The 23,761-nt window shown below is 67.1% G+C and carries 18 protein-coding genes and 2 pseudogenes; 10 read left to right on the forward strand and 10 right to left on the reverse strand.

Annotated features, from left to right (window positions below; translation table 11 throughout):
* The 4 genes and pseudogenes from ACILR9_RS22060 to ACILR9_RS22075 form a co-directional block, all read left to right on the forward strand.
* Positions 1–842 (forward strand): ABC transporter substrate-binding protein (locus ACILR9_RS22060; RefSeq protein WP_395712115.1); only part of this gene is annotated, 842 nt, incomplete at its 5' end.
* 176 nt (positions 843–1,018) lie between these two features.
* Complete coding sequence (locus ACILR9_RS22065; RefSeq protein WP_395712116.1) at positions 1,019–4,270, forward strand: TIR domain-containing protein; 3,252 nt, start codon at positions 1,019–1,021, stop codon at positions 4,268–4,270.
* A 452-nt stretch (positions 4,271–4,722) separates the two neighbouring features.
* Positions 4,723–5,541 (forward strand): annotated as a pseudogene (locus tag ACILR9_RS22070) (ABC transporter ATP-binding protein); the annotation flags it as partial.
* A 25-nt stretch (positions 5,542–5,566) separates the two neighbouring features.
* Positions 5,567–6,202, forward strand: a pseudogene (locus tag ACILR9_RS22075) (ABC transporter permease); the annotation flags it as partial.
* A 92-nt stretch (positions 6,203–6,294) separates the two neighbouring features.
* Here ACILR9_RS22075 and ACILR9_RS22080 read toward each other — a convergent pair.
* Positions 6,295–7,116, reverse strand: a complete 822-nt coding sequence (locus ACILR9_RS22080; RefSeq protein ID WP_395712117.1) for an enoyl-CoA hydratase — start codon at positions 7,114–7,116, stop codon at positions 6,295–6,297.
* Between the two features lie 168 nt (positions 7,117–7,284).
* On the opposite strand from ACILR9_RS22080, the gene ACILR9_RS22085 reads away from it, so the two are divergent.
* The 3 genes from ACILR9_RS22085 (at position 7,285) to ACILR9_RS22095 (ending at position 9,479) form a co-directional block, all read left to right on the forward strand.
* Complete coding sequence (locus ACILR9_RS22085) at positions 7,285–7,752, forward strand: MaoC family dehydratase (RefSeq protein ID WP_395712118.1); 468 nt, start codon at positions 7,285–7,287, stop codon at positions 7,750–7,752.
* Positions 7,753–7,768: 16 nt separating this feature from the next.
* Positions 7,769–8,482: a gamma-glutamylcyclotransferase gene (locus ACILR9_RS22090; RefSeq protein WP_395712119.1), complete on the forward strand. Its 714-nt coding sequence runs from the start codon at positions 7,769–7,771 to the stop codon at positions 8,480–8,482.
* Between the two features lie 70 nt (positions 8,483–8,552).
* Positions 8,553–9,479: a DMT family transporter gene (locus ACILR9_RS22095; protein ID WP_395712120.1), complete on the forward strand. Its 927-nt coding sequence runs from the start codon at positions 8,553–8,555 to the stop codon at positions 9,477–9,479.
* A 177-nt stretch (positions 9,480–9,656) separates the two neighbouring features.
* Here ACILR9_RS22095 and moaA read toward each other — a convergent pair whose 3' ends face one another.
* The 7 genes from moaA to ACILR9_RS22130 form a co-directional block, all read right to left on the reverse strand.
* The gene (gene moaA, locus ACILR9_RS22100) at positions 9,657–10,649 is read right to left on the reverse strand and encodes a GTP 3',8-cyclase MoaA (RefSeq protein WP_395712121.1); all 993 of its coding nucleotides are present in this window, start codon (positions 10,647–10,649) and stop codon (positions 9,657–9,659) included.
* A 107-nt stretch (positions 10,650–10,756) separates the two neighbouring features.
* A complete protein-coding gene (locus ACILR9_RS22105) occupies positions 10,757–11,092 on the reverse strand; it encodes a type II toxin-antitoxin system PemK/MazF family toxin (protein ID WP_395712122.1) in 336 nt (111 codons plus the stop codon).
* Positions 11,080–11,319: an antitoxin MazE family protein gene (locus tag ACILR9_RS22110; protein WP_395712207.1), complete on the reverse strand. Its 240-nt coding sequence runs from the start codon at positions 11,317–11,319 to the stop codon at positions 11,080–11,082. The genes ACILR9_RS22105 and ACILR9_RS22110 overlap by 13 nt, the downstream gene beginning before the upstream one ends.
* Positions 11,320–11,351: 32 nt before the next feature.
* The gene (locus ACILR9_RS22115; protein ID WP_395712123.1) at positions 11,352–12,947 is read right to left on the reverse strand and encodes a cisplatin damage response ATP-dependent DNA ligase; all 1,596 of its coding nucleotides are present in this window, start codon (positions 12,945–12,947) and stop codon (positions 11,352–11,354) included.
* Positions 12,948–13,967, reverse strand: a complete 1,020-nt coding sequence (locus tag ACILR9_RS22120) for a ligase-associated DNA damage response exonuclease (RefSeq protein ID WP_395712124.1) — start codon at positions 13,965–13,967, stop codon at positions 12,948–12,950.
* 87 nt (positions 13,968–14,054) lie between these two features.
* On the reverse strand, positions 14,055–14,438 hold the full coding sequence (locus tag ACILR9_RS22125) for an addiction module antidote protein (protein ID WP_395712125.1): 384 nt from the start codon (positions 14,436–14,438) through the stop codon (positions 14,055–14,057).
* A gap of 1 nt (position 14,439) precedes the next feature.
* The gene (locus tag ACILR9_RS22130) at positions 14,440–14,730 is read right to left on the reverse strand and encodes a type II toxin-antitoxin system RelE/ParE family toxin (protein WP_395712208.1); all 291 of its coding nucleotides are present in this window, start codon (positions 14,728–14,730) and stop codon (positions 14,440–14,442) included.
* A gap of 168 nt (positions 14,731–14,898) precedes the next feature.
* On the opposite strand from ACILR9_RS22130, the gene ACILR9_RS22135 reads away from it, so the two are divergent.
* The 3 genes from ACILR9_RS22135 to ACILR9_RS22145 all read left to right on the forward strand — a co-directional run bounded on the left by ACILR9_RS22135 (position 14,899) and on the right by ACILR9_RS22145 (position 18,104).
* On the forward strand, positions 14,899–17,364 hold the full coding sequence (locus ACILR9_RS22135; RefSeq protein ID WP_395712126.1) for a ligase-associated DNA damage response DEXH box helicase: 2,466 nt from the start codon (positions 14,899–14,901) through the stop codon (positions 17,362–17,364).
* Between the two features lie 66 nt (positions 17,365–17,430).
* Positions 17,431–17,685 (forward strand): hypothetical protein, encoded by a 255-nt coding sequence (locus tag ACILR9_RS22140; protein ID WP_395712127.1) that lies wholly within the window; start codon positions 17,431–17,433, stop codon positions 17,683–17,685.
* Positions 17,682–18,104 carry a type II toxin-antitoxin system VapC family toxin gene (locus ACILR9_RS22145; protein WP_395712128.1) on the forward strand — a complete coding sequence of 141 codons (423 nt, stop codon included), beginning with the start codon at positions 17,682–17,684 and terminating at the stop codon, positions 18,102–18,104. Before ACILR9_RS22140 ends, ACILR9_RS22145 begins: the two co-directional genes overlap by 4 nt.
* A 10-nt stretch (positions 18,105–18,114) precedes the next feature.
* Here ACILR9_RS22145 and ACILR9_RS22150 read toward each other — a convergent pair whose 3' ends face one another.
* Both ACILR9_RS22150 and ACILR9_RS22155 read right to left on the reverse strand, forming a co-directional pair.
* Positions 18,115–21,426 (reverse strand): error-prone DNA polymerase, encoded by a 3,312-nt coding sequence (locus tag ACILR9_RS22150; RefSeq protein ID WP_395712129.1) that lies wholly within the window; start codon positions 21,424–21,426, stop codon positions 18,115–18,117.
* A gap of 225 nt (positions 21,427–21,651) precedes the next feature.
* Positions 21,652–23,376: a DNA polymerase Y family protein gene (locus ACILR9_RS22155; RefSeq protein ID WP_395712130.1), complete on the reverse strand. Its 1,725-nt coding sequence runs from the start codon at positions 23,374–23,376 to the stop codon at positions 21,652–21,654.
* Positions 23,377–23,761: the final 385 nt, after the last annotated feature.

The following is a 23,761-nucleotide window of genomic DNA, read 5'->3' on the forward strand; positions in this document are numbered from 1 at the left end:
TCGACGTCGAGATCAACGATTTCCAGGGCGGCGCCAAGTCGCTGGAAGCGTTGATGGGCGGCAGCGCCGACGTGGTGGCGGGCGCCTACGAGCATACGATCCGCATGCAGCAGCGCGGCCAGGCGATCAAGGGCTTCGCCTTGATCGGGCGCGGCATGCAGCTCGCCATCGGCGTGCGCAACGATCTCGCCGACAAGGTGAAGGGCCCGGGCGACATCAAGGGCATGAAGTTCGGCGTCACCGCACCCGGCTCGCAGACCCAGATGCTGGTCACCTACTGGGCCGCCAAGGGCGGGCTCAAACCAACCGACATCGCGGCGATCGGCGTCGGCGCCGGTGCGTCCGTCGTGGCGGCGATCGAGAACAAGTCGGTCGACGGCATCTCGCAGTCCGATCCGGCGCTGACGATCCTGCAGGAAAAGAAGCTCATAAAGATCATGGTCGATACGCGGACCATGAAGGGCAACCAGGAGCTGTTCGGCGGATCGATGCCGGCCGCCTGCCTCTATGCCCAGCCGGCGCTGCTCACCAAGACGCCCAACACGGCGCAGGCCCTAGCGACAGCCATCGTCCGTGCCGACGAATGGCTGCAGACGGCAGCGCCGGTGGACGTCGCGGCCGCCGTGCCGACCGGTTACCTGCTGGGCGACAAGGCGATCTACGAGCGGGCCTTCGCCAGCGTGCGCGAGACCATCTCGCCCGACGGCGTAATGCCGGCCGATGGTCCGGCCAACTGCCTGAAGTTCCTGGCTGACGGCGATCCCAAGATCGAGCCGGCCAAGATCAAGCTGGCCGAGACCTGGACCAACGAGTTCGCCGAACGCGCCAGGAAGCGCAGCTAGCCGCTTCGAGTTCGCGTCGCCGCCGTGCTACGCGCGCTGCTCCGTCACAGCTGGACGGGGCTACTCACGGCGCGTCAAGCTCCGTGGGCGCGACCTGCCGGCTTCGCACGCCGCGACGGCGGCGCAATGCAGGCGCTCGACCTAGCGAGGACGTTGGAATCGATGATCAGGTCGTCATGAATCCAACCGTTGGCTCGTCGGAGCACGCAGCAAAGGCATCGGTCCTTCCCGCGCCGGCCGACGATTCCCAACCAGTGCTAGCCGTCAGCGGGCCCGTCGCGCCTTGGCCGCTCCGGTGGGTGGGGGCACGCGCTTGGAGCCGCCTGTGGATCGGTGCTTCGCGCTGGGTAGACGCGCTCTGGGGCTACGACGTCTTCATCACGCACCGGCGCGCCGATGCCGCCGCCTATGCCCAGAGCCTGCACGCGCGATTGAAGGCCGAGAACATCTCAAGCTTCATTGATCGCGTGTTCTACGTGCCTGGTAATTCGCTGCTGGTGGCGACCGAACGGCATATCGGCCGGTCGAGCATGCTGCTGCTGCTCGGTTCGCCCGAGCTGATGGTCCGGCGTCAACCGACGGACTGGGTGGAACGGGAAATCGCGGCCTATCTCAAGCGGCACCCCGAGGGTGCCGCGACAGGAGAGGAGTCGACGCCGCTCAGCGCCCCGAACCTGCTAGTAGTGGATTTCGGCAACGTGGTCGCGGCGGCGCGGCCAGGACCAGGCATGCCCGACTTCGTCGAGCGGCTGGCCAATTTCGTGCGGGTGGAGGAACCAGCGTCCGCGCTTGGTGCCCCGCCCTCGGATGACGTCGTGGCCGCGATCCGCGCCAATCTTGGCTCCCGCCGCCGCGACGTCTCGCGATTGCGATTGTTCCAGGGTATCGCACTGGGCCTCTTGTTGTTGCTGGTGATGGCAGGATTGGGCGGCATTTTTGCGCTCACCAACGGCATTTCAGCGGCGCGTGCTGCGGCCTCGTCGGATCTGCGCGCGAGCGTTGAACGCGCAGTCGATCGCCCGGATGAGGCAGCGCTGTTGGCCGCTCGGGCCCTCGGCACGGTGACCGGGCAATGGTTGCTGGCGCCGTTTCTTGGTCGTGATCAGCGGCGGGCGCGCGAAGTGTTGGGCGCCATCCGGCTGCCCGACAGCGAGATTTATTGGACCGGCGGCCGCGTCGCTGCGATGCAACTGTCGCCCGATGGGAAGGATCTCGTCGTATGGACCGAGCGGTCACGACTGATTTGCTTCGACAGTGCGACGATGACGGAACGGTTTTCCCTCGACTTGCCCGGAGTCGGCTCATTGGCGACGCTCGCGGTCCTGGACGGGGCGATAATGCTGTCGGACGGCAATCCTCTGCGTATGTTGGTGTTGGATAGGGCGGGATCGATCCAACTCGACTGGACGTTCGACGAAGAAGAGGACGTCTACCCGGTCTCCGGCGCGACGATGCTGCTGCGGCGCGATCGGGTGACTGGTCTCCAACTGCTAGACCTCGCGGTCGGGACGGTGCGCCGGCTCGCATCCGGCAAGACCGGGAGCCTTCAGAACGCGGAATGGCTGCCGGCACTTGACCGACTAGTCGTGCACACAGCAACGAGTGAGATAGGTGCTTTGGAGGAACGGATATTCAGCGTCTCTTCCGGATCGCTAGTCGGTCCGGTTCGGGTGACACATCCGATCGGTGTGGCCGCCTCCATCGACGCGGTGGGCGCCCGTGTCTACCGGATCACTGCCGAACGGCACGTCGAAGTGATTGACCTCCGATCGGGACAATCAAGAAACGATCTTCCTAGCTCTTACGGGCTGCCGGCGTTGAACGTTTGGCCGTCGCCGAATGGCGTGTGGTTCGTCGTCTCGAGCGGTCTAGGAACGAACGTGATCGAAGCCCGCGATAGCGCGACCAACCGGTTGATCGCCCCGCCGCTCTCGTTTCCCGTCGAGGAGGAACCGGTATTCAGCCCCTCGGGCGATCTGCTTGCGCTGCCCGGCGGCCGGGAGGCGGTGGTGATAGATCGCAGGAGACCGGAGGAGGTTCGTCGGCTGCCACTCGATGCGCCGGGCAAGGCTGTCCGGTTCCTTGATGATCGCACGGTGGCAATCGCCACGACTGAAGGGCGTGTCACCATCTGGGACCTCGAGATGGGGCAGCCACGCGAACGGGGCATCCGGCATCTGGGCGGGTATGTGCTGCTTGCCGCGCTACCGGATGGGCGGCTGGTGACGGCGGGTTGGGACGGAACGGTGCGGGCGACGCGAATTGCGGCCGGTAGTCCTGCCTGGAGTCATGCCTGGCCCACCAGCGCGCCCTCGCAGGCCATCATGGGCTTGGACGCGCATCCGGCCGAGGTCGCTTTCGCCGTCGCCATCAGCGACGGCCGTGGCGCTGTTTGCCGGGTTGGCGAGACGACCTGCACATGGGACCTCGACCTTGGGCATAAACTACTCGACGTAGCTTTCCTCGATGGTGGCCGGAAGGTGCTGTTCAGCCAAGAGGGTGGCGGTTTCAGCGTCCGCGATGCCGCGACCGGAGCAGTGGTAACCTCGGCGGATGTTGGTTTGGCGGTTGGCGATCGCGCGCGGGCGGTCATCGCGCACGCCCGGGACGGCGGACCCCTGGAACTGCGCCGGGTCGATGCGGACCAGCCGGTGCTGTGCGCCTCCAGCCATGCGCTAACGGGCCCTTCCGCCCTCGCAATGTCGGATGACGGCGCGTATGTGCTCGTGGTGACTGCGGGGACCGCCAAGCTGCGCCGTCTGATCGCTTTCGATGCCCGCTCCTGTGTCCAGAGCTGGTCGCGGGACATCGATACCAACGTCAATGTGCTGGCAGCGTCGGCTCGGCTTGGGCTGGTCGCGGCGGGCGGGGAGAGCGGTGCCGCGCTCTATGGCCTGACCGACGGTATGCCGCGCGGCCGCCCGCTCGAGGACCGCAACATGGCCCGGAGCCTGGCATTCCATCCGGAGCAGCCCTTGCTGCTCGTGGCTAACGTTTCGCGCTGGATTGCTGGCTACGACGTCCGGCGGGAGCAACCGCGCTTCTCGCCGTTCGAGGCCGGTGCCATCCCATGGGCCACGGCTTTCAGCCAAGACGGAGAGACATTCGTCGTGGCCTTCATCACCGGCGACCGTGCGGGGCAATTCACCGCTCGGCGATACGACGTTGAGCTTGGTCTGCCCATCGCGCCGCCGATGCTGCATCCGAAGGACGTCATCTGCGTGGCAGCGATGGCGAGCGGCGCCTGGATTGTGACCGGAGGCGCTGACGGGGTTGTCCGCGCCTGGCCGGCCCGATCGGAACGGCGCTCGGCTGCGGACGTCCTGGCCGCCATCGCACGTGTGACGGGTGCGACGATCGACGAAGCCTCGGGCGCAATTCACGCTGCTGCGCCGGCCGATCCCGCCGTGGCGGCACGCTTTCGCTGACAAGGCGTATCGCCGCGGTAACTTCTAGCAACCGCGCCGAATTTGGCCCTACAAGCTAGCAGCGAAGATCAAGCAGACTTTCGACGAGCTCAAGCGCATTGACGGGTCGCCACGTGGTGCGAGAAAACCGCAAGATCACTTGCCGTCATCGTTGGGTTCCGCCTGTTCGACGATCATCATTGGGGTGTGCCGTGGCGTTCGGGCGGTGGAACCAAATTGCTTTGTGAAGCAGAGTTCGGAGTTGGTGGCCCTGGCATCAGATGGTTCGGCGTCTTCGGTCGCAAGGCTCCCGCCGGCGCGGGCTTTCATGTGGGGCGAGCAACTTACCAAGCCATCAACGACTTCATCGGGCCCTACCGCGGGCACGGTGCTCCCTTCGCCTGTGCAAATGCGAATTCAAGAGGTCGCAGTTCAGAAATGCTATCGTTTCTCTTCGCAACTAGACGCTAGACGTGTCCCCCTCCGAAGTACCAGCGCTGGCGCTGGCCGACATCACCTGCCGCTTCGCCTCGCGTGACGGTGGCGGCGAGGCCTACACCGCGGTCGCCAACGCGACGCTCACCGTGGCGCGCGGCGAGTTCGTCTCGGTGGTCGGCCCGACCGGCTGCGGCAAGTCGACCTTGCTGAATGTCGCCGCCGGCCTGCTCGAGCCATCGTCCGGCACGGTCGAGGTATTCGGCGAGCGCCTGAACGTCGCCGACGGCGTCAACCGGCGTGCCGGCTACATGTTCCAGGCCGATGCGCTGATGCCCTGGCGCACCGGCATCGGCAACGTGATGGCCGGGTTGGAATTTCGCGGCATCGCCGCCGGCGAGGCGAGGGCGCGGGGCGAGGAATGGTTGCGCCGGGTCGGGCTGGCCGGTTTCGGTGATCGCTATCCGCACCAGATGTCGGGCGGCATGCGCAAGCGGCTGGCGCTGGCGCAGACGCTGATCCTGAGCCCCGACATCCTTCTGATGGACGAGCCGTTCTCGGCGCTCGACGTGCAGACACGGCAGCTGATGGAGAACGAGCTGCTGGCGCTGTGGGCAGAGGACCGGAAATCGGTGCTGTTCATCACCCACGACCTCGAGGAGGCGATCGCGCTCTCGGATCGCGTCGTCGTGCTGTCGGCCGGCCCGGCGACCCATCCGATCGGCGACTTCAAGGTCGACCTCGCGCGCCCGCGCGACGTCTCGGAGATCCGCATGACGCCGGCCTTCCTCGATCTCCATCGCGAGATCTGGGGAGTCATGAAAGCCGAGGTCCTCAAGGCCTACGAACGAGCCGCAGAAGGTGTTCTGGGTCGTCGTCGACTGGTTCGTGACCGGCGACATCTTCATCCATCTCGGCGTCACGCTGCTCGAGACGGCGCTGGGCTTCGTCATCGGCTCGGCCTTCGGGCTGGGGATCGGCCTGTGGCTGGCGCTCTCGCCCACGGCGTCTGCCGTGATGGATCCCTACATCAAGGGCCTGAACTCGATGCCCAGAGTCGTGCTGGCGCCGATCTTCGCCGTGTGGTTCGGGCTCGGCATCTGGTCGAAGGTGGCGCTGGGCGTCACGCTCGTGTTCTTCGTGGTGTTCTTCAACGTCTACCAGGGCGTGCGCGAGGTCAGCCCCAACCTGATCGCCAATGCGCGCATGCTGGGCGCCTCGCGGCGCCAGCTGCTGCGCTCGATCTACCTGCCGTCGGCGATGAGCTGGGTATTCGCCAGCCTGCACAATGCCGTCGGCCTCGCCTTCGTCGGCGCCGTGGTCGGTGAGTATCTCGGCTCGGCGCGCGGCGTCGGCTACCTGATCCTGCAGGCCGAAGGCACGTTCGACATCAACACCGTGTTCGCCGGCATCCTGGTGCTGACCGCCTTCGCCCTGGTGCTCGATGCCCTGGTCGGGCGCGTCGAGCGCCGCCTGATGACCTGGCAGCCGCGCGCCGGCGAGACCGAGAAGATCTGAGGCTTTCGCTTCTCCTCCCCAGCGAAGCTGGGGAGGAGAAAATGAAGCGCCATCGGAGTGGCGCGCTCCCAGCGCATGAGGCTCTCCGTGCACTACCGTCCCGTGAAGCGCGCGGCGCGCTTCTCGAGGAAGTGGGCGACGCCTTCCTTGAAATCGGCGGTTTGGAACGAGAGCTCCATCTCGTGGTTGGCCTGGGTCGTGGCCTCGGCCAGGCTCTGGAACGCCGCCTCCCAGACCTGCCGCTTCATCACCGCGACCGAACGCGGCGACACCGTGTCGGCCATCAGCCGGGCGTAGGCGCGGGTCTCGGCCATCAGCTTGTCGTCGGGGATGACGCGGCTGACGAGGCCCAGCGAGAGCGCCTCAGGGGCACGGATCTTGCGCGCCGAGCAGAGCAGGTCGAGGGCGGCCGACTGGCCGACCAGGCGGGGCAGCAGCCAGCTCACGCCATGCTCGGCGATCAGGCCGCGCTGAGCGAACGAGGTGGTGAAGACTGCCGATTCGGCCGCGAACCGAAGATCGGTGTAGAGTGGAATGATGAACCCCAGGCCGGCGGCCGGGCCGTTGATCGCAGAGATGATGAATTTCGGGATTGCCGGAAAGTAGGAGTAGGGCATGCGGAACTCGGCCAGCGTGCTGCCGCCCGGCAGGCCGGCCTGGGTCTTGGTCTTGCGGTCCGGGCTGGCGCCGCCGCCGATTGCCTGCAGGCCGCCCATGTCGGCGCCGGCGCAGAAGCCGCGGCCGGCCCCGGTCAGGATGATAACGCGGACGTCCGGATCGGCGCCGGCCTGGTACAGGGCGTCCTTGAGTTCGCTGTGCATTTCGGCGGTCCAGGCATTGAGCCTGTCAGGCCGGTTGAGGGTAAGAGTGCAAATTCCCTCGCCAATGTCACAGAGAACGGTCTGGTTCGCCATTTTGGGGTCTCCACATGTGCATTCTTGTTGATGGCATGATGGTTAAAAGCAGGCGACGATACAAATCGAGTGATCCGCCAAGCTGGGGGTGCCGAATATAGTCTGCAGGAAGACCATTTTTGCGATAAGATTGCAGTCTTAGAGCAGAAACAACACCCCGAGGTAGGAATGGCAAAGCGGGAGTTCGCCCACCCCAACGAGATGCACAAGCACGTGGGCCAGGAAATCGGTGTCAGTGACTGGGTCGAGGTGAGCCAGGACCGCATCAACCAGTTTGCCGACGCGACCGGCGACCACCAGTGGATTCATGTCGACGTCGAGCGCGCGAAGAAGGAGATGCCGGGTGGCAAGACGATCGCCCACGGCTTCCTGACGCTGTCGCTGATCCCCATGCTCAACCAGCAGATCTCGCACATCAACAACGTCAAGCGCGGCATCAACTACGGCTGCAACAAGGTGCGCTTCACCAGCCCGGTTCCGGCCGGCGCCAAGGTGCGGGCGCGCGCCAAGCTGATTGCCGCGGATCCGATGGATGGCGGCGGGGTCCGCCTGACCAACCAGGTCACCGTCGAGATCGAAGGCCAGGAGCGGCCGGCCTGCGTGGCGGAAACCATGTCCATCGTCTACGGCGCCTGAGAGAGGTCCGGCTTTGTTGACACGTGAGGATCTGAGCAGCGAGCGTGTCGACCAGATCGTCGCCGACGCCCGCAAGGCCGGTTACCATTTCTTCCTGTCGGGCGAGCAGCGCGCGGCCAGCCTGAACGAGGCGATGACACGCTACCCGCCAGGCGAGGAAGCGTGGGTCTTCGCCTACGGATCGTTGATGTGGAATCCGGCGATCGAGGTCAGCGAAGCCCAGGCTTGCACGGTCGAGGGATGGCGCCGCTCGTTCTGCTTCTGGATGCCGATGGGGCGCGGCACGCCTGAGCTGCCCGGCCTGATGCTGGCGCTCGAGGAGGGCGGAACCTGCGAAGGCATCGCCTACCGCCTGTCCCCCGACCAAGTGCGCAGCGAGCTCGGCCTGCTGTGGAACCGCGAGATGTTGGCCGGCGTCTACCGGCCGTGCTGGGTGCCGACCAGGCTGCGGGACGGTCGTACCGTCACCGCCGTCACCTTCGCCATCGACACCAGCCATTGCCAGTATTGCGGCGACCTGTCGATGGACCGTACAGCCCATCACATTGCCTATGCCGAAGGCCGGCGCGGCGCCTGCCGCGACTACCTTGCCAACACCGCCGCGCATGCGCGGGCGCTCGGCATCCACGACCCCTACATCGAAGACCTGGTTCGGCGGGTGACCACGTTGCGCAGTGAGTACATCGTGCCGACGGTCCGCCTGAACGGTGACGGAGTCGGCGAAGCCTGATCTTCGCCTCCGCGGACTCATTCCCATCCACAGGCGTGCGGAACTTCACTCGGCATGACATAGTGCCGGGGTGACTTTCTTCGTCGACCGCTGGCTTGCGCTGACGCCAAACCTGCGGGGCATTCTCTGGGTCGCCATATCGGGGGTGCTGTTCGCCCTGCTGAACGTGTTCACGCTGATCCCGGCGGAACACCTCAATTCCTATGTCATGGCGTTCCTGCGCTACCTTTTCGGGGCGCTGTTCCTGCTGCCCATCATCCTGCGCCTGGGCATCTACCGGTCGTTCCATTCGCGGCGCATGCCGCTGCATATCTTCCGCGGTGCCCTGCACACGGCGGGCATGATGCTGTGGTTCATCGGCCTGCCGCTCACCACCCTGGCGGAGATCACCGCGCTCGGCTTCACCGGACCGATCTTCGTCACCATCGGCGCCGCCCTGTTTCTCGGCGAGGACGTCCGCCTGCGCCGCTGGATCGCCGTCGCCGTCGGCTTTGCCGGCGCCATGATCATCATCCGGCCGGGCTTCGGCGAGATCGGCATCGGCGCGCTCTGCGTGCTCGCCAGCACGCCGATCTTCTCGGCCTCCAACCTGATGTCGAAGGCGCTGGCCCGCACTGACTCGGCCAACACGATCGTGATCTGGCAGAACATGGTGATCGTGGTCTGCGCCGCACCCTTCGCCGTCGCCTTCTGGCAGACGCCCCTGTGGACCGATCTGCTGTGGTTCATGGCGGCGGGCCTGTGTGGCACGCTGGGCCACATCTGCCAGCAGCGCGGTTACCAGCTCGCGGACATCACGCTGCTGCAGCCGATCGGCTTCCTGTCGCTGATCTGGAACACCGTGCTGGGCTTCTTCCTGTTCACCCAGAAGCCCGACGTCTGGACCTTCGTCGGCGCCGCGGTGATCTTCAGCAGCGCGATGTACATCTCCCACCGCGAAGCCGTCCGCCGCGCCCAGGCGCGGTCGGCGAAATCGCAGGATGGTCCGTCGTCGTGATTCAGGCTCCTCCCCGGCTTCGCCGGGGAGGCGTCGCGTCATACGCGACGGAGGGGTCATGAGCAGCGGGACTGGGGCCTATGACCCCTCCGTCCGCGATGACCCTTCGGCTTCGCTCAGGGCAGGCGCGGACACCTCGCCAGCGAAGCTGGGGAGGAGAATGAAGGGCGCGCGGCCTCAGCCGCCGGTGACGCTCATGTGGCGCGGCACCGCCGGCTTGCTGTGGCGGCGGTCGATGATGAAATCATGCCCTTTGGGCTTGCGCGCGATCGCCTCGGTAATGGCCTGGTCGAGCACCTCGTCGCTCTCCGAGGCGCGCAGCGGCGCGCGCAGGTCGGCGGCGTCCTCCTGGCCGAGGCACATGTAGAGCGTGCCGGTGCAGGTCAGCCGGACGCGATTGCAGCTTTCACAGAAATTGTGGGTGAGCGGCGTGATGAAGCCCAGGCGTCCACCGGTCTCCTCGACCCGGAAGTAGCGCGCCGGGCCGCCGGTGCGGTAGTCGGTCTCGCTGAGGGTGAAGTGCTTGGCGATGCTGGCGCGCGCCAGCGATAGCGGCAGGTACTGGTCGAGCCGCGCTTCCTCGCCGATCTCGCCCATCGGCATGACCTCGATCAGCACCAGATCCATGCCGCGGCCGTGGCTCCAGCGGATCAGCTCGTCGAACTCCGTGTCGTTGACGCCGCGCAGCGCCACCGCGTTGATCTTGATGTGCAGCCCCGCCCGCTGCGCGGCGTCGAGGCCGCGCATCACCTGGTCGAGATCGCCCCAGCGCGTGAGCTCGCGAAACTTGTTCTTGTCGAGCGTATCCATCGACACGTTGAGGCGGCGCACGCCGATCGCGGCCAGGTCCTGGGCGTACTTGGCGAGCTGGCTGCCGTTGGTCGTGAGCGTGAGCTCGTCGAGCGCGCCGCTGTCGAGATGCCGGCCGAGGCTGCGGATCAGCGTCATCACGTTCTTGCGCACCAGCGGCTCGCCGCCGGTTAGCCGCAGCTTGCGCACGCCACGCCGCACGAAGGCGGTGCACAGCCGCTCCAGCTCCTCGAGCGACAGCACTTCCGCCTTGGGCAGGAACGTCATGTCCTCGGCCATGCAGTACACGCAGCGGAAGTCGCAGCGGTCCGTCACCGAGACGCGTAGGTAGGTGATATGCCTGCCGAACGGATCGATCATGCCCGGTAATCTAGGGCGCCTTGCTCACTTTTTCGACCCCAATCGGGGTCGCAGGGGAGGGGATGACCGTTGAGGGTGTAGGGATATAACGTCCAACAGCTCCCGACTCAGGCGAGTTCCAGCCAGAGCGCCAGGGAGCGCCCAACACGGGCCATGGTTTCGCGATCGAGAGCGCCAATTCTGGCGCCAAGCCGCTCGCGGCGAACGCTGACAATCTTGTCTGTCATGATCTGCGAGATGCTTCGCAGCCCGTTCGCGGCTGATGGCTCCACAGTGATGCGAAAGACGGGCGCAGACATGATCGTGCTCGTGATCGGAAGGACCGAGATCGTCGCGTGTGTATCGTTGAAGGTGTCGGACTGGACGATCACAGCGGGGCGGGGCTTCCCGAAGTCGCCTTGGAGGGCGACTGTTACGACATCACCGCGATTCAAGCCGTCCAACCATCGATTTCGCCGAGGCTTTCATCTAGCAGTCGCTCGAGATCCGCTGTTGCATGCGGCTTCGAAACCAGGAGCGACTGGCGGCGACATTCACGGACAAAAGCCGGGGAACTGCGGTCGTAGACCCACAGGCTGACCTGACGCAGTCCCTCCGATCGCATGCGCTCGCGATAGCGTCGGGCGCTGGCTCGATGGCTGGACGATGCTCCCTTCATCGTAGGCTTCATGTCACTAGTGATATGTTCGGTCACCGACGATTTCAAGGCTCAATGGCTGCTGGCGCCGCCAATTTCAACAGGCTGTCCACCGTGTCGGCCTCGGCAGCGGGCTTGTCGGTGCGGATGCGGTTGATGCGCGGGAAGCGCATCGCCACCCCAGACTTGTGCCGGGTCGAGCGGGCGATGCCGTCGAAGGCGATCTCGAGGACCAGCTCGGGCGAGACCTCGCGGACCGGGCCGAAGCGGTTGGTCGTATGGTCGCGCACCCATTTGTCGAGCCAGCGCAGCTCCTCGTCGGTGAAGCCGAAATAGGCCTTGCCGACCGGCGCCAGCTCGCGCTGCCCCGCGACCTCGCGCCAGCAGCCGAAGGTGAAGTCGGAATAGAACGAGCTGCGCTTGCCGTGGCCGCGCTGGGCGTACATCAGCACGCAGTCGACCAGCATGGGGTCGCGCTTCCATTTGAACCACGGCCCCTTGGGCCGGCCGGCGAGATAGGCGCTGTCGGCCCGCTTCAGCATCAGGCCCTCGATGCCGTCGCTGGTCATGCCCTGGCGCAGCTCGGCGAGATGGGCCCAGTCGCGGAAGGTCACGAGCGGCGAAACGTCGAAGCGCTGACGCGGCTTCAGCGCCATCCAGGCTTCGAGCCGGGCACGGCGCTGGTCGAAGGGCAGGCCGCGCAAATCCACGCCGTCGAGCCACAGCACGTCGTAGAGCCGCACGTGTGCCGGGTGGTCGGCCAGCATGCGGGGCGTCACGGTCTTGCGATTGAGGCGCTGCTGCAGGTCGTTGAACGGCGCCACGGTCTCTTCGCGGCGGACCAGCAGCTCGCCGTCGAACACGCCGTCGAAATCGATTGCCTCGATGATATCGGGAAAGGCGCCCGACACGTCCTCGCCGGCGCGGCTGTAGAGGCGCTTCACGCCGCCCGACGCGGCGACCTGCACGCGGATGCCGTCCCACTTCCATTCGGCGCGGAAATGCGCCGGATCGAGCGCCTCGAGCTCGCTCTGCTCGATCGGGTTGGCCAGCATCGGCGGCAGGAAGGCGCCGCCGGCATTGCTGCTGGGCTTGGGGGCGTCGTGCAGCAGCCAGTCGAATAGCGGCCGGTAGGGCGGCGTGAGGCCGTGCCAGATCTCCTCCACGGCATCGACCGGCTGGTTGCCGATGTTGGCCGCGGCCTGCTTGGCGAGCCGAGCCGACACGCCGACACGCAGCGCGCCGGTCAGGAGCTTGAGCAGGGCCCAGCGGCCGGTCGCGTCCAGCGCGTCGAGCCAGCGCTTCAGGATGCCGGGCGTCTCGCTGCGGCTGGCGTGCTGCAGGGTGTCGACCACCTCGCCGAGGGTCGGCGGCGGCCCGGCCGTGGCGTCGGTCTCCCAGATCAGCGCCAGCGTCTCGGCAAGATCGCCGACATAATCGTAGGAGAGATGGAACAGCTCGGGGCCGATCTTGTCCTCGCCGAAGCCGCGCAGCAGGGCGGGCTTGGCCGCCGGAAAATCGAGCCCGCCGGTCAGCGCCGCCAAGCCCCAGCCGCGGTCGGGATCGGGCACCTCGCGCAGGTAGGTCTCGATCAGGCGGAGCTTGGCGTTGCGCGCCGGCTGGAAGGACAGCGCGTCGAGCAGGGCGGCGAAGGCCTGCACTCAGCCATCCTCCTCGTCGCGGCCGCCGAGATGCAGCGCCTCGGCCTCGATGCCGAGCGAGCGGGCGTGCAAGACGAGCGCTTCCTCGCGGCCATGCGTGACCCAGACCTTGGGCGCGCCGACGTCCTTCAAGGTCCGGCTGAGCTCCGGCCAGTCGGCATGGTCGGAGATCACCAGGGGCAGCTCGGCGCCGCGCTGGCGGGCTCGCGCGCGCACGCCCATCCAGCCCGAGCACACTGCCGAGATCGGCTCGGCGAAGCGCCGCGACCAGCGGTCGGCGATGGCGCCGGGCGGGCACAGCACGATGGCGCCGCGGAACGTCTCGAGGATCGCCTCCGACGCCGGCGCCACGTCGCCGAGATCGACGCCGTGCTCCTGGTAGAGCCTGCACAGGGAGAGGAGCGCGCCGTGCAGCCAGATGCGCTTGTCGTAGCCCGCCGCGCGCAGCAGGCTGATCACGCGCTGGCACTTGCCCAGCGCGTAGACGCCCACCAGATGGGAGCGTTCGGGAAAGGTGGCGACGGAGCGCAGCAGCTTGCCGATCTCGCCTGAATCGGAAGGATGATGGAACACCGGCAACGCAAAGGTCGCCTCGGTGATGAAGACGTCGCACGGCACCGGCTCGAAGGGCGGGCAGGTCGGATCGGCGCGGCGCTTGAAGTCACCTGATACGACGATGCGCTGGCCCCGCCAGGTCAGCACGGCCTGGGCGGAGCCGAGGATGTGGCCGGCCGGGGCGAGCCGCACCTCGACCTCGCCGAGGCGGACCGTCTCGCCGTATCTCAGGGATTGCTGCGCCGTGTCGGGCATGCTCTCGAAGCGGGCGCGCATGATCGCCAGGGTCTCGGGCGTGGCGAGCGCGGCGCGATGGCCGGGCCGGGCATGATCGCCATGGCCATGCGTGATCACCGCGCGGTCGACCGCCACGGCCGGGTCGACATGGAAGCCACCCGGCTCGCAGTAGAGGCCGCGCGGCGTCGGGTAGAGCCAGGATCGGGGGTTCAGGGAGCCGGTTGCCATTGAGCGTGCTGCATCCTACCCGAGGGATATGGGGCTGCCCGGCCCATCGGTTCAATGACTGACAATCCCTTGTGCGCACATGAGCGCTCAGTGGCCCCTCAGGCGCTTGCCGACTTCCGAGGAAGCAGCATCGACCTTTGCAGAGCCTCGGCGGGCGCCGCGTTCGGCCCTCCGATTCGGGCGTGCAACGGCCGGAGCGGCGGTGAGCTTGATGCCCAGCGCCTTCGCGACGCCGAGCAAGGTCGTGAGTTTCGGATCGCCCTCCGGGCCGAGAGCCTTGTAGAGCGCTTCGCGGGTCACGCCGGCCTGCTTGGCGACGGTTGTCATTCCGACGGATCGGGCGATGTCGCCCAGGGCAACGGTGATGAAAGCCGGATCACCCTCCTCAAAGGCGGCGTCGAGATACGCGATGCGTTCCTCGGGCGTCTTCAGGTGGTCGAGTATGTCGAAACGGGTGGTCTTGAGGGGCATGTCAAAACTCCTTTGCCATCTGCTTTGCCAGGGATATGTCGCGATCCTGTGAGGACTTGTCGCCGCCACACAGGAGAACGACCACTGTCCTGCCCTTGGACACGAAGTAGAGGCGGTAGCCCGGACCGTACGCGATCCGCATCTCGCTGACGCCGCCGCCAACCGGCTCTACGTCGCCGGGGTTGCCCAGCTCCATCCTGCGGATACGAGTGGCGATGCGAAGCCGAGCCTGCTGGTCGCGCAAATTTCCCAGCCAGCGGGCGAAGCGGGTAGTTTGGCGGATCTCGACTATGTGTGAACTATGGTTCACGAATGACCGAGCGTCAACCTTGGTTCACAGATAGGCCGACACTCTTGTGTTCAGCAGAGACCCCGGCGTGCAAGACTGATGCTTAGCCCGTAGGTTATCGATTGATCAATGTGGCGCTCGGTGCCAACTCAGTGCCAAAAACGGGCCGAAATGCCCGAAAACACTGGCTCGCACATGGCGCTGCCCGACCTCTTTTCACGCTGGTTCGAAAGCCGGGGCTGGCAGCCGCGGCCGCACCAGCTCGAGCTGGTCGGGCTGGCGCTGCAGGGCAAGAGCGCGCTGCTGATCGCGCCGACCGGCGGCGGCAAGACGCTGGCGGGTTTCCTGCCGTCGCTGATCGAGCTCACGCTGCGCCGCCAGAACGGCGAGGACCTGGCGCACGCGAAGGGCAAGGGCGAGCTGCATACGCTCTACATCTCGCCGCTGAAGGCGCTGGCCACCGACATCCGGCGCAATCTCGAGATACCGATCGCCGAGATGGCCCTGCCGGTGCGGGCGGAGAGCCGCACCGGCGACACGCCGCAAAGCCGCCGCCAGCGCCAGCGCGAGCGGCCACCCGACCTGCTGATGACCACGCCGGAATCGATGGCGCTGCTGCTGAGCTATCCCGACGCCGCGCAGTTCTTCGCGACGCTGAAGTGCGTCATCGTCGACGAGCTGCACGCCTTCGCCACCAGCAAGCGGGGTCATCACCTGGCGCTCTGCCTGGCCCGCGTCGCCACCCTGGCGCCGCACGTGCGCTTCGTCGGGCTGTCGGCCACCGTGGCCGATCCGCCGGTGCTGGCCGAGTTCCTGGCGGTCAAGGACGAGGTCGAGATCGTGCAGGGCGAGCCGGGCGCCGCGCCCGACGTGACGATCATCGACGCCCACGAGCGGCTGCCGTGGGGCGGCCACATGGGCCGGCACGCTCTGCCCGAGATCTACAACATCATCCGCCAGCACAAGACCTCGATCGTGTTCGTCAACACGCGCGCCCAGGCCGAGCTGGCGTTCGACGGCCTGTGGCGCATCAACGAGGACAACCTGGCGATCGGCCTGCATCACGGCTCGCTGGCGGTCGAGCAGCGGCGCAAGGTCGAGGCGGCGATGGCCGCCGGCCGGCTGCGCGCCGTGGTGGCGACCTCCTCGCTCGATCTCGGCATCGACTGGGGCGATGTCGACCTGGTGATCCAGGTCGGCGCACCCAAGGGCGTGAGCCGCCTGATGCAGCGCATCGGCCGCGCCAATCACCGGCTCGACGAGCCGAGCCGCGCCATGATCGCGCCGGCCAACCGCTTCGAGGTGCTGGAATCGCTGGCCGCGCTGGAAGCCGTCGAGGCGCACGAGCTCGACGGCGACCCGCCGCGGCCGGCCTGTCTCGACGTGCTGGCCCAGCACATCGTCGGCACCGCCTGCGCCCAGCCGATCGATCGCGAAGCCTTCTACGAGGAGGTGCGCACCGCACTGCCCTATCGCGACCTGTCGCGCAAGGATTTCGACGACACCTTCGATTTCGTCGCGACCGGCGGCTATGCGCTGGCCGCCTACGATCAGTGGCATCGCCTGAAGCAGCTGCCCGACGGCCGCTGGATGCTGGCCTCGCCGCTGGTGGCGCGGCAGTACCGCATGAATGTCGGCACCATCGTCGAGCTGCCGCTGATCAAGGTGAAGCTGCGGCGCGGCCCGGTGCTGGGCGAGGTCGAGGAGTCGTTCATCCAGGGACTCGTGCCGGGCGACACCTTCGTCTTCGCCGGGCGGCTGCTGCGCTTCGAGGGCGTCAAGGAGCTGGTGGCCCAGTGCTCGTCGGCCAGCGGCGGCGATCCCAAGGTGCCGGCCTATGGCGGCGGTCGCCTGCCGCTCTCGACCTTCCTGGCCGACCGCGTGCGCGGCATCCTGCAGGACCCGTCGCGCCATCCCAAGCTGCCGCACGAGGTGCGCGAATGGCTGCGCCTGCAGCGCATCCGCTCGACCCTGCCGCACGGCGACCGGCTGCTGATCGAGGGCTTCCCGCGCGGCGGCAAGCAGTTCATCGTCGCCTACTGCTTCGAGGGCCGGAACGCCCATCAGACGCTGGGCATGCTGCTGACGCGTCGCATGGAGCGCATGGAGCTGAAACCGCTGGGCTTCGTCGCCACCGACTACGTGCTCGGCCTGTGGGGGCTCAGGCCGCCGACCAGGCGCCAGCTCGAGCTGCTGTTCGACGAGGACATGCTGGGCGACGACCTCGAGGCGTGGATGGACGAATCGACCATGCTGCGGCGCTCGTTCCGCAACGTCGCGGTGATCGCCGGCCTGATAGAGCGGCGCTTTCCCGGCGAGGAGAAATCGCGACGCCAGGTCACCTTCAGCTCCGACCTGATCTACGACACGCTGCGCAAGCACGAGCCCAGCCACATCCTGCTGCGCGCCACGCGCCAGGACGCCGCCTGGCAGCTCGCCGACTTGAAGCGCCTGGGCGACCTGCTGCGCCGCGCCCGCGGCCGCATCGACTACCGCCGCCTCGAGCGCATCTCGCCGCTCGCCGTGCCGGTGCTGCTCGAGATCGGCCGCGAACGCGTGCTCGACGGCACCGCCGTGGACGAGCTGCTCGACATCGCGGCGCAAGAGCTGATCGAGGAAGCGACGTCGCTACCGTAGGGCAGGGCCGGGTTGACTTATTGCCTTTGATCATTAGATCATTACGCATGTCATTATGGAGGGCCCGTGGCCAGAGTCGTGACCATCAATCGCCCCGATGTCGTCGCCCTCATTGAAAAGGCCGCCGACCAGATCACGGGCGGGAACAAGACCGAGTTGGTGGCGACGGCTGTGCGACGTCTTCTCTCCGAAACTGCCCGTAGTGGATCTCTGTTCGGTGCCCATCCCGGCTCTGTTCGCATAAAGCGCGGGGTGGATCTCACAAAACCGATCTTGGAGGATGAAACAGACGCGGAGACTGGGCGCGAGATTGACCGGTGACCGATCTGCTGCTCGATACCCACATCGCGCTGTGGCTGGACAGCGAAGACGATCGTTTGGGAGCGAGCACGCGGCGTACGATCGACAATGCCTGGCAGGATGGTGGCCAGATATTCCTGAGTGCGATCAGTGTCTGGGAAATCGCCGTCCTAGTGGACAGGGGATCGATCGAGTTGGACCTTCCCGTGGAAGATTGGGTGGAACGTTTCGTTAGTCGACCGGGGCTGGAGGCGGTGGCACTTGACCATGCAGCGGCAGCACGTGCCTATCGTTTGCACGGCCTGGAGGATCGCGATCCGGCCGACCGGTTGCTTATCGCCAGCGCCATCGAGCTTGGCTGCCCGCTCGTCACTTACGACGACCGGATTCGAAGATTCGCCAGGACACGCGGGCGACAGCACCGGTTCGTCGTCGCCTGATGGTTCGTCTTCAATGGAAGTCGCGTGAGGCGATCTTGATCCTGGGGCGGTCGAGGGCGATGCGGCTGCGGTCGTAACCCGGCTTGGTCGGCTGGCTCTTGCCGACGCGATGGCGCGTGGCGTTGGCTTCCGGAACGAGCAGGGGCGGACGGAGGCGGCGGTCGCCGGGGTCGGTACGGACCTCGTCGCCGCGACCATGATCGAGATGGAAAGTGTCGATGTCGGAAATCGAATCGAGCTCGGCCGACCAGTCCCACAAGCGTTCGGCGACGAGGTGGATCACCAGCCCCTCGCGTTGCACGCAGCCTTGCACGGCGAGCAGGCGCGATCCCATGACGATGCGGCGATGGGCTTCGAAGACCTTGGGCCAGACCACGAGGTTGGCGATGCCGTGCTCGTCCTCGATGGTGACGAACACCACACCCGAGGCGGTGCCCGGCCGCTGGCGCACCAGCACCAGCCCGGCGAGGGTGAGGAAATCGTCGTTGCTTGAAGTCGCCAGCACGGCGGTGGGTGACACGTCTCGTTCGGAGAATCGGGGACGCAGCAACGCCATCGGATGAGACCGCAGCGACATCGAGAGGGCGGCATAGTCGTCGACCACCTGTTCGCCCAGGGTGAGCGCCGGCAGGCTGACACCCGGTTCGAGGTCGCGCGCTTGCGGCGCGTTGTCGAGCAGCGGCAGGCGCGCATCGGAGAAACCGCGCACCGCCCACAGCACGTCGCGCCGCGACAGGCCGAGCGAAGCGAAGGCGTCGGCGCGGGCCAGGGCCAGGATATGGCGCTTCGACAGTCCCGATCGCCGCCACAGGTCGGCCGGGTCGCGATAGGGCTCGGTGCGATGTTCGATCAACCGCTTGGCCTCGTCCTTGCCAAAACCGGTGACCTGGCGCAGTCCGAGACGCAAGGCGCAGCGGTTCGCAGCCGGTTCGAGCGTGCAATCCCAGTCGCTGACGTTGATGTCGGGCGGCCGCACCTCGACGCCGTGCTCGCGAGCATCGCGCACCAGCTGGGCCGGCGCATAGAAACCCATCGGCTGTGAGTTGAGCAGGGCGGCGGCGAAGACCTCGGGGTAGTGGTGCTTGACCCAGGAGGAGTCGTAGACCAGGAGCGCGAAGCTCGCGGCATGGCTTTCAGGGAAGCCGTATTCGCCGAACCCTTCGATCTGCTTGAAGCAGCTCCGGGCGAAGGCGCGATCGTAGTGCCTTTCGACCATGCCATTGATGAACTCGTCCTTGAGCTTGTGAATCGTGCCGGACCGGCGGAACGTCGCCATGGCGCGGCGCAGCTTGTCGGCCTTGGCAGGCGAGAAGCCCGCGGCATCGATGGCGATCTGCATCGCCTGCTCCTGGAACAGCGGCACGCCGCACGTCCGCTTCAGGATCTTCTCGAGCGTCCCCGGATACTCGATCGTCTCGCCTGCATCTATTTTCCGCCGATTCCTCAGATAGGGATGGACCATGCCGCCCTGGATGGGACCGGGCCGCACGATTGCCACCTCGACGACGAGATCATAGTAGGTTCGGGGCTTGAGCCTCGGCAGCATCGACATCTGCGCCCGGCTTTCGACCTGGAACACGCCGATCGAATCGGCTTTGCCCAGCATGTCGAAAACGGCAGGTTCCTCGGCGATCCTGCCGAGCGTCACTTGCCGGCTGTAATGCTTGTCGATCAAGTCGAAGCTCTTGCGCAGGCAAGTCAGCATGCCGAGCCCCAGCACGTCGACCTTGTAGATCTTCAAGGCATCGAGATCGTCCTTGTCCCATTCGACGACGGTGCGGTCCACCATGGCGGCGTTCTGAATCGGCACCAGCTCGTCGAGACGATCGTCAGTGAGGACGAAGCCGCCGACATGTTGCGACAGATGGCGGGGAAAGCCGCACAGCGTCGCCGACAGCTCGAGCGCCAGCTTCAGGCGCGGATCGGTGGGGTCGAGACCGGCCTCGCGCACGTGATCGATATCGACGCCGCCCGATCCCATGCCCCAGACCGTGTCGGCCATCGCGCCCACCGTGTCGGGTGAGAGGCCAAGCACTTTGCCTACCTCACGGATGGCACTGCGGCTGCGATAGGAGATCACGGTGGCGGCCAGCGCGGCCCGCGAGCGGCCCTTGTTGTTGTAGATCCATTGGATCACCTCCTCGCGACGCTCGTGCTCGAAATCGACGTCGATGTCGGGCGGCTCGTCGCGCTCGTTGGAAAGAAAGCGTTCGAACAGCACTTCCGACTTGTCGACATCCACCGACGTGATGCCGAGGCAGTAGCACACGGCCGAGTTGGCAGCCGAGCCGCGACCCTGGCACAGGATACCCATCGCGCGAGCCCGCTGCACAATCTCGTGTACGGTCAGGAAGTAGGGAGCAATCTTCTTGTTGTCGATCAGCTCGAATTCATTCCGAAGGATGTTGGCCACCTTGTCGGTAATGCCGTCGGGATAACGCCAGGCTGCACCCTCCCAGGTCAGGCGGACGAGCTTGTCCTGCGGAGTCTCGCCGCCCTCGTACATCACCGGGTACTGGTAGGTGAGCTGGTCGAGCGAGAAGCGGCAGCGGCTGGCGATCTCCTGGGTGCGCTCGATGGCGCGCGGATGGCGGCGGAACAGGCGCGCCATTTCCTCAGGGTCCTTGAGATGCCGCTCGGCGCTGGCGAAGCGGCGGAAGCCCAGCTCGTCGACCGTGCAGCCCAGCCGGATGGCGGTCACCACGTCCTGCAGCGCCCGCCGCTCTGGGATGTGATAGTGCACGTCGTTGGTGGCGACCAGGCCGACCCCCGTCTCGGCGGCGAGATTGTCGAGCAGCGCCAGGCTGCGCGCATCGTCGCCGCGGAGCAGCATGGTGGCGGCGAGATAGCAGCGGTCGCCGAACAGCTCGGCGAGCGTGCTCAGGCGAGCGCGAAAGGCCGGATCGTCGGGCTGGCGCGGCGGCAGGACGATGGCCAGCAGGCCTTCGGCATGAGCGGCCAAATCCTCGAAACCGAGATCGCAGGCGCCCTTGGCCGCGCGGCGATTGCCGACCGTCAGCAGGCGCGACAGCTGCTTGTAGGCGTCGAGATCGGTCGGATAGGCGAGCAGTGAATAGCCGTCGCGCGTCTCGAGGCGGGCGCCGACCAGCAGGCGGCAGCGCTCGCCTGCCGGGATGTCGGGGAACTCCTCGTAATATTCCTTGATCGCCGCATAGGCGCGCACCACGCCGGCCAGGGTGTTGCGATCGGCGATGCCGATGGCGCTGTGGCCGAGCGCGATCGCCTGCAACGCCAGCTCGCCCGGATGCGAGCCGCCGCGCAGGAAGCTGTAATTGGTGGTGACTTGCAGCTCGGCGTACATTTTTCATGTCCCTCCCCCGTCAACGGGGGAGGTGCCCCGTCATACGGGGCGGAGGGGTCATGGGCCTCATCGCTGGGACCGCGCCACTCCAGTGGCGCTCTTCTTGTCGATCCCACAAATGATGGGCCACTGGAGTGGCGCGGTCCCAGCAGTATGACTCATGGCCCCTCCGTCCGCGATGACGCGGACACCTCCCCGGCGAAGCCAGGGAGGAAAAGAAATTCCTCACGCGCAAAATCCGTGGAGGTACCAGCGGGCAGTCGGTTGGCCGCTGGCGGGCGGGTTGTAAGGGCCGTCGCGGAACAGCCAGAAGCGGACGCCGTCCTTGTCCTCGACCCGGTAGTAGTCGCGGAACAGGGGCACCGTGTTGGCCGGCGGCCGGCTGCCGTCGGAACGCGGCCGCCACCATTCGTCGGCCAGCCGTTCGGGACCTTCGGACCGCACGATGCGATGGGCATGGCGGCGCCACTGGAAGGTCATCGGCGGATCGTCGGGCACGAACGCCGTGACCTCGATCGGTTCGGGCCGCTGCAGCAGGCGGGTCGGCCGCGCGCCCTTGAGATCGGCGACGCGCCGCCAGGCGCCGGCTGGCGCGGGCCTGACCGAGACGCCGGCGGTTGTCTGCACCCGCTCGGGCAGATGGCTGTCGCGCGGCAGCAACCGCACCACGTTCTCCTCGCCCAGCCGCAAGGCCAGCCGGTCGGCGAGATCGATCGTGCCGTCCTCCAGGAGCGAGGCCGGCAGGACACCCGACTCGGGCAGCGTGTCCTGCGTGCCGGTCCAGGCTTCGATCTCGGGCGCGGCCAGGATCATCAGCTCGACGCCGAACCCGGGATCGAGCTCGCCGAGCTTTTCCTGGAACAGCTTCATCAGCTTGGGATTGTCGCGGTTGGGCCGGCTGGTGCCGATCGAGGTGCGGTCGACCGAGCCGTCGACCCGATAGAGGGCGATCTCGAGCGTGCGCGCGCCGACGCCCGCCTGCTCGAACTGCCCGCACAGGGCGGCGAGCAGGCGGCTGGTCGCGGCGGCGATGTCCTCGGGCCGGCCGATCGGCTCGGCGAAGGCGAGCCGCGTGCGGAAGGCCGGAGGCGGGCGGCGCGGCTCGAGCGGCTCGTCGAGCGCGCCCAGGGCCTGGTCGAGGCGGGCGACCGGCTGCTCGCCGAAGCGCCGCACCAGCGGCGCGCGCGGCAGCGGATAGAGATCGCCGATGCGGCGCAGGCCGAGCTTCAGGAAGGTCTCGAGGATCGGCGTATCGACCCGCAGCCCTTCGACCGGCAACGTCGCCAGGGCGGCGCGCTGGCTGTTGCGCGGGCAGAAGAGATCGGCCTGGCGCTCGGCATAGCGCGCCAAGGCCCAGGCCGCGCCCGCCGTGTCGGCCATCGCCGCCCGGCAGGCGAAGTCGTGATGCGACAGGCGTTCCACCAGGTCGGCCAGCAGGGCCCGTTCGCCGACCTCGTCCGGGCCGAAGAGATGGCCGCAGCCAGTGACGTCGAGCAGCAGGCCGGCATCGCCGCCGAAGCCGCCGGCGCTGCAGGCTTCCATTCCTTCCTCGGCGAGGGCGCCGCCCAGCGGATCGATCGTCACCCACGGCGTGTAGCGCTCGCACCAGCCGGCGATGACCTCGATCAGACGGCGGTCGGCTTGCGGCTCGCCTGCCGTGGTGACCAGGTCAGGCACCAGCGCCCGCGCATCGGCCAGCCGCATGTGCGAGCGCAGGCCGGCGGTGCGGGCGTGCGGATTGACGGCGGCGAGACGCGGACAGCCGTCGCGCCAGACGACGGTGGCCGCCGCCCTAGCCGACCAGTCGCGGGGCGACCAGTCGCGCGGCGTTGGCCAATCGCGTGGCGGCGGCCCATCGCGCGGCGTCGACCTGTCGGCCGACTGCGGCCTGGGGCGGGCCAGCCGATCCGTTGACAGTTTGGGGAACCACAGCGAGACGATGCGTTTCATCGTTCCACTCCACGAGCCAGGAAGGAAATTCGTCGACCGACGGCGTGCCGAAGCGGTTGCGCCGCAGCTCGAGGCGCCAGCGCGCCGCGCCGATATCGTTGAGGCCGGGCGTCGAGCGCGACGGCGCCGAGACGATGCGCCAGCGCGTCGTGCAGACGCTTTGCGGCGGCGCCGGCTGGGGCCGCAGCAACAGGGCGGGCACGCCGCTCTTCTCGGCGGCGAGCGACAGGCGCCGGCCGGCGGTGGGGTCGGCGGCGCGCGTCTCGCCCAGCACGGCGGCGATGCCGGGGCAGCGCAGGCCTTCTTCCATCGCCCAGAACAGATCCTCGTCGCGCCGCGCCGTGACCATCAGCAGGCGGCCCGGATCGAACCAGGTCGCGAGCGC

This window comes from Reyranella sp. (assembly GCF_044224635.1).
GTDB lineage: Bacteria > Pseudomonadota > Alphaproteobacteria > Reyranellales > Reyranellaceae > Reyranella.

Excerpts from the sequence above, each read along its gene's own strand:
- ACILR9_RS22080 (WP_395712117.1), bottom strand. The coding sequence starts at position 7,116 with ATGGCGAACCAGACCGTTCTCTGTGACATTGGCGAGGGAATTTGCACT.
- ACILR9_RS22125 (WP_395712125.1), bottom strand. The coding sequence starts at position 14,438 with ATGCCCCTCAAGACCACCCGTTTCGACATACTCGACCACCTGAAGACG.
- ACILR9_RS22085 (WP_395712118.1), top strand. The coding sequence starts at position 7,285 with ATGGCAAAGCGGGAGTTCGCCCACCCCAACGAGATGCACAAGCACGTG.
- ACILR9_RS22065 (WP_395712116.1), top strand. The coding sequence starts at position 1,019 with ATGAATCCAACCGTTGGCTCGTCGGAGCACGCAGCAAAGGCATCGGTC.
- ACILR9_RS22135 (WP_395712126.1), top strand. The coding sequence starts at position 14,899 with ATGCCCGAAAACACTGGCTCGCACATGGCGCTGCCCGACCTCTTTTCA.
- moaA (WP_395712121.1), bottom strand. The coding sequence starts at position 10,649 with ATGATCGATCCGTTCGGCAGGCATATCACCTACCTACGCGTCTCGGTG.
- ACILR9_RS22150 (WP_395712129.1), bottom strand. The coding sequence starts at position 21,426 with ATGTACGCCGAGCTGCAAGTCACCACCAATTACAGCTTCCTGCGCGGC.
- ACILR9_RS22155 (WP_395712130.1), bottom strand. The coding sequence starts at position 23,376 with ATGAAACGCATCGTCTCGCTGTGGTTCCCCAAACTGTCAACGGATCGG.
- ACILR9_RS22120 (WP_395712124.1), bottom strand. The coding sequence starts at position 13,967 with ATGGCAACCGGCTCCCTGAACCCCCGATCCTGGCTCTACCCGACGCCG.
- ACILR9_RS22110 (WP_395712207.1), bottom strand. The coding sequence starts at position 11,319 with ATGAAGCCTACGATGAAGGGAGCATCGTCCAGCCATCGAGCCAGCGCC.